At 39.2% G+C, this 13,269-nt stretch carries 13 protein-coding genes and 1 tRNA gene; 10 read left to right on the top strand and 4 right to left on the bottom strand.

Annotation, left to right across the window (positions count from 1 at the left end; all coding sequences use genetic code 11):
* Nucleotides 1-9 precede the first annotated feature (9 nt).
* Nucleotides 10-1,614, top strand: a complete 1,605-nt coding sequence (locus tag M5E07_RS10930; RefSeq protein ID WP_252219229.1) for a bifunctional aspartate transaminase/aspartate 4-decarboxylase — start codon at nucleotides 10-12, stop codon at nucleotides 1,612-1,614.
* Between the two features lie 300 nt (nucleotides 1,615-1,914).
* On the opposite strand, the gene M5E07_RS10935 is transcribed toward M5E07_RS10930, so the two are convergent.
* Nucleotides 1,915-1,991 (bottom strand) — tRNA-Arg (locus tag M5E07_RS10935).
* A gap of 178 nt (nucleotides 1,992-2,169) precedes the next feature.
* Between M5E07_RS10935 and M5E07_RS10940 the strand changes: the two genes are divergently transcribed.
* From M5E07_RS10940 to M5E07_RS10980, 9 genes are all read left to right on the top strand, one after another.
* Complete coding sequence (locus M5E07_RS10940; protein WP_252219232.1) at nucleotides 2,170-3,105, top strand: ABC transporter ATP-binding protein; 936 nt, start codon at nucleotides 2,170-2,172, stop codon at nucleotides 3,103-3,105.
* Entirely contained in the window at nucleotides 3,102-3,875 is a 774-nt protein-coding gene (locus M5E07_RS10945; protein WP_116759293.1) for an ABC transporter permease, read from the top strand. Before M5E07_RS10940 ends, M5E07_RS10945 begins: the two co-directional genes overlap by 4 nt.
* A complete protein-coding gene (gene queF, locus M5E07_RS10950; protein WP_252219235.1) occupies nucleotides 3,875-4,690 on the top strand; it encodes an NADPH-dependent 7-cyano-7-deazaguanine reductase QueF in 816 nt (271 codons plus the stop codon). Before M5E07_RS10945 ends, queF begins: the two co-directional genes overlap by 1 nt.
* Nucleotides 4,691-4,717: 27 nt before the next feature.
* Nucleotides 4,718-5,368: a hypothetical protein gene (locus M5E07_RS10955; protein ID WP_252219238.1), complete on the top strand. Its 651-nt coding sequence runs from the start codon at nucleotides 4,718-4,720 to the stop codon at nucleotides 5,366-5,368.
* Between the two features lie 135 nt (nucleotides 5,369-5,503).
* Complete coding sequence (gene rodA, locus M5E07_RS10960) at nucleotides 5,504-6,646, top strand: rod shape-determining protein RodA (protein WP_252219240.1); 1,143 nt, start codon at nucleotides 5,504-5,506, stop codon at nucleotides 6,644-6,646.
* 19 nt (nucleotides 6,647-6,665) lie between these two features.
* Entirely contained in the window at nucleotides 6,666-7,667 is a 1,002-nt protein-coding gene (gene mltB / locus M5E07_RS10965; protein WP_116759297.1) for a lytic murein transglycosylase B, read from the top strand.
* Nucleotides 7,668-7,960: 293 nt separating this feature from the next.
* A complete protein-coding gene (locus tag M5E07_RS10970) occupies nucleotides 7,961-8,572 on the top strand; it encodes a septal ring lytic transglycosylase RlpA family protein (RefSeq protein WP_116759298.1) in 612 nt (203 codons plus the stop codon).
* A gap of 127 nt (nucleotides 8,573-8,699) precedes the next feature.
* Nucleotides 8,700-10,478 carry an amidohydrolase gene (locus tag M5E07_RS10975; RefSeq protein WP_252219244.1) on the top strand — a complete coding sequence of 593 codons (1,779 nt, stop codon included), beginning with the start codon at nucleotides 8,700-8,702 and terminating at the stop codon, nucleotides 10,476-10,478.
* A 180-nt stretch (nucleotides 10,479-10,658) separates the two neighbouring features.
* Complete coding sequence (locus M5E07_RS10980; protein ID WP_252219247.1) at nucleotides 10,659-11,114, top strand: Mpo1 family 2-hydroxy fatty acid dioxygenase; 456 nt, start codon at nucleotides 10,659-10,661, stop codon at nucleotides 11,112-11,114.
* A 62-nt stretch (nucleotides 11,115-11,176) separates the two neighbouring features.
* Here the strand turns inward: M5E07_RS10980 and M5E07_RS10985 are convergent, their stop codons facing one another.
* The 3 genes from M5E07_RS10985 to M5E07_RS10995 all read right to left on the bottom strand — a co-directional run bounded on the left by M5E07_RS10985 (nucleotide 11,177) and on the right by M5E07_RS10995 (nucleotide 13,208).
* Nucleotides 11,177-11,491, bottom strand: a complete 315-nt coding sequence (locus M5E07_RS10985) for an AzlD domain-containing protein (RefSeq protein ID WP_252219250.1) — start codon at nucleotides 11,489-11,491, stop codon at nucleotides 11,177-11,179.
* Nucleotides 11,488-12,201 carry an AzlC family ABC transporter permease gene (locus M5E07_RS10990; RefSeq protein ID WP_252219253.1) on the bottom strand — a complete coding sequence of 238 codons (714 nt, stop codon included), beginning with the start codon at nucleotides 12,199-12,201 and terminating at the stop codon, nucleotides 11,488-11,490. Before M5E07_RS10990 ends, M5E07_RS10985 begins: the two co-directional genes overlap by 4 nt.
* Nucleotides 12,202-12,377: 176 nt before the next feature.
* Nucleotides 12,378-13,208 carry a helix-turn-helix transcriptional regulator gene (locus M5E07_RS10995; RefSeq protein WP_252219256.1) on the bottom strand — a complete coding sequence of 277 codons (831 nt, stop codon included), beginning with the start codon at nucleotides 13,206-13,208 and terminating at the stop codon, nucleotides 12,378-12,380.
* Nucleotides 13,209-13,269 lie beyond the last annotated feature (61 nt).

The following is a 13,269-nucleotide window of genomic DNA, read 5'->3' on the forward strand; positions in this document are numbered from 1 at the left end:
AGACACCCCATGGGGAATGTTGATTACTCAAAATATGCAAAACTAAGCCCATTTGAACTCAAAGATGAACTCATTGCATTAGCTTTAAGCCATACAGATCGTATGATGCTCAATGCGGGTCGCGGAAACCCAAACTTTCTTGCAACCGTACCACGCCGTGCTTTTTTTCAGCTTGGTTTATTCTCGGCAACTGAGTCTGAATTTTCATTTTCCTATATGCCAGAAGGGCTAGGTGGTTTTCCTAGAGCCGAAGGGCTACAATCACGCTTTGATCATTTCGTACTAGAAAATCGAGACAAACCTGGTGTCGTCTTTTTGGGTAAAGCAATTTCCTATGTCCGTGATCAATTGGGGTTAGATCCAGATGCTTTCTTACTGGAGATGGTTGAAGGTATTCTCGGTTGTAACTACCCCGTACCAGACCGAATGCTTAAAGTCAGTGAAAAAATTATTAAAGAATATATTTTACGTGAAATGGGTGTTCAAGGAATGCCACAAGAAGGATTAGACCTATTTGCAGTTGAGGGTGGCACAGCTGCAATGGCGTATATTTTTAATTCACTGAAAGAAAATAAAATTATTTCTACTGGGGACCGAATTGCAATTGGTTCTCCAATTTTCACCCCTTATTTAGAAATCCCAAAACTCAATGATTATCAGCTTGAAGAAGTGCTTATTGAAGCAGATGCTAACCTTGGCTGGCAGTATCCAGAATCTGAATTACGTAAATTAGAAGACCCCTCTATCAAGGCATTCTTTTTAGTTAACCCAAGTAACCCTCCATCTGTGAAAATGAGTGACGAAGGCTTAGCGATACTGGCGGATATCGTCAAAAAACGTCCAGACCTGATTATTCTTACAGATGACGTATATGGCACATTTGCAGATAACTTTAAATCCTTATTTGCGATATGCCCAGACAATACGATTTTGGTTTATTCATTCTCGAAATATTTCGGAGCTACAGGTTGGAGACTCGGTGTAATTGCACTCAGTAACAACAATATTTTAGATCAGAAAATTGCCAATCTCTCTAAAAAAGATAAACTGGAACTCGAAGAACGTTATTCATCTTTGACCACCGATCCATCGAGCATCAAGTTTATTGATCGCCTTGTAGCCGACAGTCGAAATGTCGCCTTAAATCATACTGCGGGCTTATCAACGCCGCAGCAAGTTCAAATGGTACTTTTTGCATTATTTAATATGATGGATTCACGTCAAAGCTACAAAAAAGCGGTGAAATCCGTGGTTCGTGAACGTGATGCCACTCTGTATCGTCAACTGGGTGTTGAAATTCCACAAGACCCAAATTCTGTCGATTATTACACATTGGTGAATTTGGAAAAAACCTCTCGCACCTTATATGGCGATGAGTTTGCTGAATGGATTATGAAAAATAAGAATCCAACAGAATTATTATTCCGTGTTGCGGATGAAACAGGTGTCGTACTTTTACCAGGTTCTGGCTTCGGCGTTCAGCATCCATCTGCTCGAGCATCATTGGCAAATTTAAATGAGTTTCAATATGCAGCCATAGGAACATCTTTACGCAAATTTGCCGAAGAAGCCTATGATGAATTTAAAAAAGCCAATAAGAAAAAAGCGAAGTAGTTTCACGCTTTTATTGTAATATTTAAAAGATGGCTTAATGAATTGATGATTAAGCTATCTTTTAATATGTAGAATTTCTTTACCACAAAATAAATTATTTCAAAGCATCAATTATGTGCCTAAAAGGATTTCGAAATATTCCCGAAACGGCAAAATTTAGCTCACGTATTAAAATGACTAAATGCAAGATCTAAAGATTTAAAAAAACAAGGACTGGAAAATCTCACAAAATTTAGCATGAAATTTTATTATTAATTTTACGCTTAATCATTATTAAGCTATTGATTTTATAGTGATATATGGTGCGGCCAGCGGGAATCGAACCCACGACCCCAAGCTTCGGAAACTTGTACTCTATCCAACTGAGCTATGGCCGCGCGTGCACATCATAGCAAAAAAATAAAGAAGTGAAAGCAACTATATATAAATCATTCATTTTTATGATTAGAGTTTAATCAATGTTCTAAGCATGCAACGCAGTATTCCCTGTAATTTACTTGGTTTATTCATCAAGATCGCTCACAATAGTCACACTCTATATGCTGTGAGAACTTCATGACCGATGCATTACTGATCAGAGATTTGTCCAAAACTTATCGTAATGGCTTTCAAGCCCTTAAAGGAATTAATTTAACCGTGCCAGAAGGTGAGTTTTATGCGCTTCTTGGACCGAACGGTGCTGGCAAATCGACGACCATCGGCATCATTAGTTCTTTAACCAAAAAGACCGCGGGCACTGTCGAAATTTTTGGCCATAATCTCGATACACACCCATCACGTGCCAAGCAGTGCTTAGGTGTTGTGCCACAAGAATTTAACTTTGGTCAATTTGAAAAAACATTCGATATTTTGGTGACTCAAGCAGGCTATTACGGTATTCCTCGTAAAATTGCAGAGCAACGTGCCGAACATTATTTAGAAAAATTAGGGCTTTGGGAAAAACGAAATACCCAAGGTCGTATGCTGTCAGGTGGTATGAAACGCCGCCTCATGATCGCACGTGCCATGATGCATGAACCAAAACTTTTGATTCTGGATGAACCTACTGCAGGTGTCGACATTGAACTGCGTCGTTCAATGTGGGATTTCCTGACTGAAATGAATGAAAATGGTACATCCATCATTCTAACGACCCATTATTTAGAAGAAGCTGAAATGTTGTGTCGCCGTATTGCTATCATCGACCGCGGCGTGATTAAAGAAGATACCTCCATGAAAGCATTCCTCAATCAATTACACGAAGAATCCTTTATTTTTGACTTGGCTGAACCAATTCAACCCCTACATCTTGATATTATTGGGGTACGGTTCAATTTAATTGATCCCGTCACGCTTGAAGTCACCATGGACAAAGCCCATACCTTAAACGAATTATTCCAGTTACTTGAAGCACAAGGTATTCAGGTTCGTAGTATGCGCAATAAATCTAACCGCCTTGAAGAACTGTTTGTCAGACTTGTGGAGAAAAATTTGGAGGGAGCTACACCATGAATATGACTCAAATGCGTGTTGCCCTTTTCACATTAGTACATAAAGAAGTTCGCCGTTTTATGCGCATCTGGCCGCAAACACTATTACCACCAGCCATTACCATGAGTCTATATTTTGTGATTTTTGGTAATTTAGTCGGTTCTCGTATTGGGCAAATGGGCGGCTTTAGCTATATGCAGTTTATTGTGCCTGGCTTAATTATGATGGCGGTGATTACCAATAGCTATGCCAACGTTTCCTCCAGTTTCTTTAGTGCCAAATTCCAAAAAAGTATTGAAGAATTGATTATGAGTCCTGTCCCTTTACATTTAGTCCTTTGGGGCTATGTCTTGGGCGGATTATGTCGTGGTGTACTGGTTGGGATTATTGTGACTGCCATGAGTCTGTTTTTTACTGACTTATATATTACCAACTGGTTTGTGACTATATATACAGTGATTGTGACCTCATTATTATTTTCATTGGGGGGTTTTATTAATGCTGTTTACGCCAAATCTTTTGACGATATTTCTATTATTCCAACATTCGTACTGACTCCACTAACCTATTTAGGCGGTGTGTTTTATGCGATTAGCGCACTTAGCCCATTTTGGCAAAACCTGTCTTTAATTAACCCAATTGTCTATATGGTTAATGCCTTCCGTTTCGGAATTCTTGGTCATAGTGATGTGAACGTTTCGATTTCACTCACCGTGGTTACTTTATGTTGTGCTGTGCTTTACGGTATAGCGTATTATTTACTTTCTCGTGGCTCAGGAATGCGTGAATAATGAGTGTAGAACTTTCTTTACTCGGTAAAGACACCCAATATCCATCAACATATCAACCAGATATTCTTTTTCCAATTGCACGTGCTCAGGCACGTTCAAGCTATGCCCATATTGAGGGTATTCAACAGGGTAAAGACTGGTGGCATGTATTTGAAATTTCTTGGCTCAATGCTCAAGGTATTCCTCAAGTTGCGATTGGTCGCTTAACACTGCCAGCTTCTTCGCCCAATTTAATTGAGTCCAAATCACTCAAGCTTTATTTTAATAGTCTGAACTTTACCCAATTCGATTCTGAAGCCACATTTATAGCTACAGTAGAAAAAGATTTATCTGCGGCTGCGGGCGCTACAGTAACAATTCAATTGTTCCAAGTGGATGATTTAGCCATTTATCAGCCCGAAGGCATCTGTATTGATGACTTTGTTCCTGAACGTCTGGAAAATCAACCCGATGCTTCCCTACTCAGTTTCGATCATGAAAATACAGACAACCTAGAAGTACAACTCTATTCACATTTACTGCGTAGTAACTGCCCTGTGACAGGTCAACCCGATTGGGGTACGGTATTTATCCGCTATCAAGGTAAAAAGCCTTGTTATCACTCACTTTTAGCCTATATTATCTCCTACCGCCAGCATAATGGTTTCCATGAGCAATGTGTTGAACAGATGTTTGCCGATATCTGGCAAAATCTACAACCTGAAAAGCTTATGGTTTATGCAGCTTATACCCGCCGAGGTGGTTTAGACATCAATCCTTGTCGTGTATCGGATTTAACATGGATGCCTCGCCCAATTCGCTTGGCGCGACAATAAAATGAATAATACTGAGGTTAAATAACAATGCCTTTTTTTGGTTTTGTCCCTTCTGAAACACTATTAAATAGTATTCAAACTGGTCAGCAAAAGAAAAATTCGAGTGAAGTACTCTACCCTTTACGTGACCAAACTGCTTTATTGATTAATGACGAAATTATTGACGCCATTTTAACGGAGTTAGTCCGTCGTTTTCCGCCAAGTGATAAACGTGATACTGCCGAGAAATTAGCAGGTTACATTAAATCAACTGTCGCAGTGTTATTGAAGCAACTTCTAAGTAAAGCTCCAAATGATGTGGTGAAACAATCGATTGAGTTTTCTGAAAAAAGCTTGTTTAAAGATGCACAAGGTCAATATCGCGTAGGTGAAAGTTTAGATGCCAGCTTGGTGACTAATTTAAAGACCACATTTGCTGATATTCGTACAGGTGGCGATACCAATAAAGCCGTTTTGATCGAATTATACAAACAGTTCGCAGAAGCCACTGTACGTCATTTCATGAATGATTTTAACAAAACCCTCGATTTAGGCATGATTAAGCGTAAAGCGGCAGATATCGGCTCTGCGGCGGTCATTAAAGCCGTACATATCGCAATTGATAAAATCTTCCCACATTTAACCAAGGAAGAATTGATTATTTTGGCTGAGTATCACGATACGTTGTTCCATCATTGATAGAAATTTAAACTATCGAAAACCTAGCTTTTGCTAGGTTTTTTATTGCTAAATATTGATATACAGCATCCATACACAGGTATAAGGTAGCAGGCGCAAAATACGACCTAAGACTTTATTCTACAAATATCTTCCATGACTACTCTTCCTCAGTCCAAATTCTTACGTCATGCACCCCGTGACGGTTTAAGCACAACTTTATTGCCATCGAAATGGCACAAATTACACTTAGATCCATGGTTATGCCTCTATTTATTGCTTACAGCACTATTAGGTTTAACTGTGCTCTATAGTGCTTCCGAACAAGACTGGAGTCTAGTGTCGAAACAAGCCATCAGTTTTGCGATTGGTTTTTTCACCATGTTAGGTTTGGCACAAGTTCCGCCAAAGGTGTATCAATCTTTTACACCTTATCTATATATAGTGGCACTGTTGTCACTTATTGGGGTCAAACTCTTTGGGGAAGTTCGTTTAGGTGCACAGCGATGGATTGATATTCCAGGACTGGGCAGTGTACAACCTAGCGAATTTATGAAAATTGCCATGCCCTTGATGATTGCATGGTTTTTATCTCGGCGGCCTTTACCCCCTAAAATCAGTCAGATTGGCATTTGTTTAATCTTTATTGGCATTCCCTTTATTTTAATTGCTGAACAACCCGATCTTGGTACTTCATTACTGGTGCTTTCCAGTGGGATCTTTGTTTTATTCCTCAGTGGCTTGTCTTGGCGTTTGATTGCAACTGCAATCGGACTCGCAACACTGATTATTCCTATTGCTTGGCAATTTTTACTGCATGATTATCAACGACAACGCGTTTTAACCTTGATCCATCCCGAAGCCGATGCACTGGGTACGGGTTGGAATATTATTCAATCAGAAACTGCCATAGGTTCTGGTGGAGTTTTAGGTAAAGGATACCTCTTAGGCACTCAATCTCACTTACATTTCTTGCCTGAAGGTCATACCGATTTTATTATTGCTGCATTTTCTGAAGAATTTGGGCTGATTGGTATTATCATATTGATTATACTGTACTTTGCAATCATTAGCCGAACGTTTCAAATTGGATTAAACAGTTTTCATAACTTTGGACGTTTAGTGGCAAGCAGTTTTGCTTTGTCATTTTTTGTATATGTCTTTGTCAATGCAGGCATGGTCAGTGGTATTTTACCGGTAGTGGGTGTGCCTTTACCTTTTATGAGTTATGGCGGTACTGCAATTATTACTTTAATGGCCACTTTTGGCGTTGTGATGTCAATTCATACACATCGATAATTTTTGGGATTTAACCTATATGACGAATTTGTCTATTTATAAAAAACTGAAGCGTTTATCTTTACTTATTGGTGCTTTTTCAATTACCAGTTTTTGCCAAGCAAATGATTTTGCCAATGATCCCCAATACTCCAGTTTCAAACAAAAAACCATGCAAAGCTATGGTTTAACTGCTGAACAAGTCGATTGGGCAATGAATGGCTCACGTAATCTTCCCAACATTATCAATATTATGAACCGACCTGGTGAAAGTAAGCCATGGTATGACTATAAAACCAATTTCATGTCGGAAAGCACTATTCAACGTGGCGTTCGATTCAAAAATCAATATGCAGATACCTTAAACCGTGCGGAACAGCAATTTGGTGTTCCACAATCTGTGATTTTAGGCATTTTAGGGGTAGAAACAGGTTTTGGTGCCAATAAAGGCAATTTCATCACTCGAGATGCCTTAGCAACCCTTGCATTTGGTTATGAACGTCGTGCTGCCTACTTCCAAGATGAGCTGTCTGCACTGATTGCATGGACTTATAAAGATGGTGTGCCGGCCAACTCTGTCGTAGGGTCTTATGCAGGTGCAATTGGCTATCCACAATTTATGCCCAGTAACATTCCTAAATATGGCGTGGACTACGATGGAAATGGACATGTTGACCTAAGAAATTCAGCAGTCGATGCGATTGGTTCTATTGCAAACTATCTCGCGCAACATGGTTGGCAAAGAAATCAACCGATTGGTTTTGCGGCGCGTTACACAGGTTCGACACCTGATGCCATTATTGCCAAGAACCTTGAACAACCGACCCCTTATGGCGTATTAAAATCACAGGGTATTTCACCCATCAATCCAGTGGTACAAATTGATGATTTAGATATGATCAATGTCATTCAACTTCAAGAAAATTATGGTTCAATTTACTACATTACTTACCCGAATTTTCAAGTCATTACCACTTATAATAAGAGCCGTATGTATGCCACTGCTGTGTGGCAATTAGGTACTGAAATTGCTAGCCGCTAAGGCTAGCTTTTTACAGAAAGAAAATAAGTCAATCTTTTTTTTAACCATAAAGTGTATAAAATAGACAAATTAAATACAATGTTACAATATTGTATACTTATTAACCACAAAACAATTTAATTACCTACTTTTTGTAAAGATTTCGGTATAAAGACTAGACACCCTCACTGTGGCATGAATATTATCCATCTCGTCAAATGTAGTTGCACAAGTGAATAAATCGGCCCGTTTGCTTGTAATTCAAGGTTTTACTACTGAATTACTGCTCTGCAAACCCGCCTTTAGGAGATTTTATGCATTCTTCAATGAAATATATTCTTGCCATAACCACCACGTTCGCCCTGACCCAGTCACAGGCCGAATTGGTTCAATCATCATCATTAAATAATGACAATGATAATTCACGTTTAGCAGCACGTGTTTTAAACAAAGATGCTCAGAGTTTTAACTCTCACTTTTCAAATCTAAATAGCCTTTCAATTACTGAGAGTTCTGGAGATAAAATTCGCCGCGAAACCATTGCTGCGAAAATTGAAATCCCAGCAAATGAGCCCTCAGTCATTGACAAGTTAAATAATGTTGCGTCAAATACTGTTCGTCAATTTAGCCAAACTGGTGTTGCCTCATGGTATGGTCGTCAGTTCCATGGTCGTAAAACTGCAAATGGTGAAACATTTGACATGAATGCATTAACAGCAGCTCATCGTAGCTTGCCACTTAACTGCTACATTCGTGTGACCAACAAAAATAACGGCAAAAGTGTGGTTGTCAAAGTCAATGACCGTGGTCCATTCCATGGCAACCGTGTGGTCGATCTTTCTTATGGTGCTGCAAAACAACTTGGTATCACCAATGCAGGAACAGCAAAAGTAAGCATTGAACGCGTTGCAGGTCCCAATTCTTAATTTCACTGATGCACAATACATTTGATAAAAAGCCACGTCTAAGTGGCTTTTTTTATTTTCTAATTTAATTAATATGTTATTTTAAAAAAAAGACAAGAAATCGACAACCTGTCTGGGAAACGATCTAATGACAAAATCAATCCAATATTTAACAACTTCGCATTTAAAAGTTTTTGCTCTAATGAGTACGGTTTTATTGTCTGCTTGTAGCTACTCCATCTCAAAACATATTCATCGCGGTCAAAAAATAGACCCCAGACAGAATTCTACCTTTATTCTGCATGGTGGCCCTATTCTAACCATGCAAGGCGATACCCCGACATACGTTGAAGCGATGTTGGTTGAAAATGGGATGATCAGATTTACTGGCTCTCTTGCTGAGGCAAAGCGACTCAATCTGCGTGCGCAACGTTTTAACTTAAAAAACCACACCGTTATTCCTGGGCTCATCGATGCGCATAGCCATGCCAACAGTGTCGGCTTACAACAAACCGTTGCTAATCTTTATGCCCCGCCAGATGGCAAAGTCACAGATATCCCCTCTCTGATTCAAGCAATGCAAATATGGAAAAATAATAATCCTGCTTTCATTCAACAAGCTTCGGGGTGGATTATTGGCAACGGATATGATGATGCCCAATTAACTGAAAAGCGTCACCCTACCGCGACTGAACTAGATAAAATCTCAACCGACCAACCTGTCATTGTTTTACATCAATCTGGTCATTTGGCCACGGTCAACACCAAAGCACTCGAACTACTCAAAATTGATGCTAAAACACCAAATCCAACTGGTGGAGTCATCCGTCGTAAAGCAAATTCTAAAGAACCCAATGGCGTACTTGAGGAAAGTGTAGTTTTTAAAGCCATGATTCAAATTTTCCAACATATGCCACCTGAAACCATGGAAAAAATGGCACTCACTGCGGTACAGACCTATGTCAAAAATGGATACACCACCATTCAAGAAGGTCGAGCAGATGCAGGGACTTCAGAGATGTGGCGCGATTTAGCGAAAAATGGCAAATTACCTGTAGATTTGGTGGTCTATCCAGACATTAGCACCGAAAAAAACTATATGCTGCAACATGGTACCAACCGAGAATATAAACACCACTATAGAATTGGGGGCGTTAAAATTAGTCTGGATGGATCTCCACAAGGTAAAACCGCTTGGCTGACCAAACCCTATCTAATCCCACCTGAAGGTCAAAAAAAATCTTATCGTGGTTATGCCGCCTTCCCTCAACAAAGCACGGTACAAAATCTGATTGACTTGGCTTTCCAGAATAATTGGCAAATTTTAGCGCATGCCAATGGTGATGCTGCTATTGATCAATATTTAAATACCATTGAAAAAGCCACAGCCAAATTTCCAATCCAAGATCGACGCAATGTAATTATTCATGCGCAAACCATGCGGGAAGACCAACTAGACAAAGCCAAAGAACTAAAACTCATTCCTTCTTTCTTCTCGCTACACACTTATTACTGGGGAGACTGGCATATTCATGAGACTTTAGGTCTTCAACGCGCTCAAAACATTTCCCCTACTGGCTCTGCCTTAAGAAAAGGGATTTTATTTACCCAACATCATGATGCACCCGTCATTCCCCCAAATAGCATGATGACTTTGGACACTACTGTAAATCGTGTCACACGAAGTGGTGAAGTTTTAGGTGAAGATCAACGTGTCAGTCCTTATCTTGCGCTCAAGAGCATGACCAGTTGGGCCGCCTATCAATATTTTGAAGAAGACAGCAAAGGTACACTGGCTCCAGGGAAAGTAGCTGATTTTGTGATTCTGGATCAGAACCCCATGACTATACCTAGTGATCAAATTAAAAATATTAAAGTGCTTGCTACTTTCAAAGAAGGCAAAGAAGTTTTTCACGCAGGAAATTAGATTTGCAAATGCATCCCTAAACGCAGTTCAAAATCATTGAGCTGCGTTAATGTATGACAAAACAAATGATAGAAATGGACTAAAATTTAATTTCAAATTTTGACCTCAGTTGTTTTCTATTTTATAGTTTCTTCGAAACATGGATAAAAAAAGTACAATAAGCAATTGCAGGAGCAACAGATGAAAACTATCACCGAATGGTTCGATGAATACAGTGAAAGCCACCAAAATAAAACCAATAAAATGATTCACTGGCTTTGCGTACCGACAATCCTATTTTCAATTATTGGTATTTTGGCGCATTTTAGTGTGCTACTTACTGCTCTCATTGTGGCCTTCACTCTTATTTTTTATAGCCGACTTGATCTTGTTTTGGCTCTGGCAATGGCTGCCCTCTTATTCGTAATGGCATGGCTAATTTTAATTTTACCTGTTGGCGTGGGTTTTTATATTGCATTGTTCATTTTTGCTTGGATTGGGCAGTTTTATGGGCATAAAATTGAAGGAAAGAAACCTTCTTTCTTTAAAGACCTCCAATTCCTCCTCATTGGCCCAATTTGGTGTATGGATGCATATCTAAATAAACTGGTACCCAAATTAAAAACCCATGCTAGAGCGCAAATGAACGCCATTTAGCGCACAAGTATAATTTTCACAGTGGAATTTGATCTTCCTGATGTTTTCCACTGTGAACTCGATTAAAACACCCAAGCTTCTAATGCATAAAAAAACAGCAAACTCAAAGCCAAACTGATTAAAATTTTTCTTAAAAATAAGGATACAAGAACACAAAATATCGTGGCATAAAAATAACTATTGCCCTGCAACGATCTCCATTCACCGTGATCAAAAAAAATAATCGGTATACAAATTGCACTTAATAAACAGGGTGCTGAATATTTCAACATTCGCTCGAAAAACATCGGAAATTGAATAGCAACTTTAGGTTCTAAAAACAGATAACGATTAAAAAATACAATTGCAGCCAACAAAAAAATAAATGACCAACTCATGTTTTTTGCTCCCAACGTTCTAGACACACCGCAACAAACATTCCCAACATGCCAGAGATTAAAATTGAGGCTTCTATATGCAATGCGGTTAAACACAGCGAGCTTAGAATTGTGGTGATGACACCAATCAAACTCATCCAATTTTTAATAAATGGAACAATAATCGCCACCAAAACAGCAACGATAGAAAAATCTAAATGCAAGTTCGACAAATTAGGAACTGTCGAAGCCAAATAAATTCCCAATAGACTAAATAGCACCCACGCGAGATAAAAACATAAGCCTGCACCCAATAAATAATATGGACGACGCAGTTGCTTGGTCATCGCGACAGCAAATAACTCATCCGTCAATAAAAATCCCAAAGGAATTCGGTAATAACTCGCCAAAACCGAAATATCTTTGCGCAAGGTTAAGGCATAAATAAAATGCTGACTGGTTAAGAAAAATACTGTAATTGCAATTGTAAGTGCTGTTGCATCCGCAGACCACATTCCTAAACTTACCAGTTGTGCTGCACCCGCAAACACAACCGCCGACATCGCTACTGCCTGTGGAATGCTCAGTCCTGCATCAATGGCAACTGAACCCGCCAAAATCCCCCATGGTAGTACCGCAATCGATAAAGGAACGATATCGATTGCGCCTTGGATAAAATCTTGCGACTTATGATAGGCCCTAGCTCTTAATTGCTGTTGAGAAAGATCCATAACAACATCTACTGAATAAACACATCTATAAAATAGGCGTTTTGCAGAAGGATGATCTTGTACAAAATTGCTGAATAATCATGAAATAATCAAAGCATGGAACGAAGCGAATAATCTTAATTAAATTTATAAACTTGAATCATTTAAATAACGCATTGAAATTAGAGTCACTTCTTCTAACGTAGACTCATCACGTATTGCAAAGGTGTCACTCCCACCGATTTTTTGAAATGCCGATTAAAATGACTCTGATCTGAAAAGCCACATAAATCGGCCACCAAAGCAATATTTTCACCGCGTTTTAAAAGCTGCTTCGCTTGATGCAAACGAAACTGAATGAGCCATGCGTGGGGTGGAAGACCCGTATATTTTTTAAATTGTCGCAAAAAATGCCAAGGGCTTAAACCTGCTGTTTCTGCCAGCTCATTCAGGGAATAATCTTTTTCAGGCGCACTCGCCAACAAATCCTTAATCATCAATATACGATTCTGAGCTTCAGGCAATGGCAACTCACCCAGCTTAGTGCGGCTGTGATGTGACATTAAATAAGCCAGTGTAGATAAGTATAAAGTTTGTTTAAATAATTGATTATCTTTATTTTCTAATAAATCAAACAGTAAGCTAAGTTGTTGCGCCAATCCTTCATCCTGAATCACGGCATGGGGAAACCACGGCATGGTTCCTGAAGGTTGAAAAAAATCCTGACTCACATCTCTTAACATTTCAGGTGTCGGATAAATGGCGCGATAACGCCACCCTGTTTCCACTGCAGATGAACCCGTATGCACTTCATCTGCATTCACCAAAATGATATGCCCTTTAGGTGCAATATGCAGTGCACCTGTCCGATAAAAAGACTGCGCACCCTCTTCTATCACCCCGATACAATAGCCTTCATGCACATGTTTAGAGAATTGCTTTTGTATATACGAAGCATTCAGTAACTCTAAGCCACCCAATTCTTGGACATGCTTAAATTTAACAAACTCATGCTTCACTTCGCTCATACAATTAATTCTTCATTCATGCCAGTCAAATCTATTTCACATGCAAAATAGCATGTCTATT

The sequence above is a fragment of the Acinetobacter tibetensis genome, assembly GCF_023824315.1.
In the GTDB taxonomy this organism is placed as follows: Bacteria; Pseudomonadota; Gammaproteobacteria; order Pseudomonadales; family Moraxellaceae; genus Acinetobacter; species Acinetobacter tibetensis.

Coding starts and splice junctions, on each gene's coding strand:
- M5E07_RS10930 (WP_252219229.1), top strand. CDS start 10: ATGGGGAATGTTGATTACTCAAAATATGCAAAACTAAGCCCATTTGAA.
- M5E07_RS10940 (WP_252219232.1), top strand. CDS start 2,170: ATGACCGATGCATTACTGATCAGAGATTTGTCCAAAACTTATCGTAAT.
- M5E07_RS10945 (WP_116759293.1), top strand. CDS start 3,102: ATGAATATGACTCAAATGCGTGTTGCCCTTTTCACATTAGTACATAAA.
- queF (WP_252219235.1), top strand. CDS start 3,875: ATGAGTGTAGAACTTTCTTTACTCGGTAAAGACACCCAATATCCATCA.
- M5E07_RS10955 (WP_252219238.1), top strand. CDS start 4,718: ATGCCTTTTTTTGGTTTTGTCCCTTCTGAAACACTATTAAATAGTATT.
- rodA (WP_252219240.1), top strand. CDS start 5,504: ATGACTACTCTTCCTCAGTCCAAATTCTTACGTCATGCACCCCGTGAC.
- mltB (WP_116759297.1), top strand. CDS start 6,666: ATGACGAATTTGTCTATTTATAAAAAACTGAAGCGTTTATCTTTACTT.
- M5E07_RS10970 (WP_116759298.1), top strand. CDS start 7,961: ATGCATTCTTCAATGAAATATATTCTTGCCATAACCACCACGTTCGCC.
- M5E07_RS10975 (WP_252219244.1), top strand. CDS start 8,700: ATGACAAAATCAATCCAATATTTAACAACTTCGCATTTAAAAGTTTTT.
- M5E07_RS10980 (WP_252219247.1), top strand. CDS start 10,659: ATGAAAACTATCACCGAATGGTTCGATGAATACAGTGAAAGCCACCAA.
- M5E07_RS10985 (WP_252219250.1), bottom strand. CDS start 11,491: ATGAGTTGGTCATTTATTTTTTTGTTGGCTGCAATTGTATTTTTTAAT.
- M5E07_RS10990 (WP_252219253.1), bottom strand. CDS start 12,201: ATGGATCTTTCTCAACAGCAATTAAGAGCTAGGGCCTATCATAAGTCG.
- M5E07_RS10995 (WP_252219256.1), bottom strand. CDS start 13,208: ATGAGCGAAGTGAAGCATGAGTTTGTTAAATTTAAGCATGTCCAAGAA.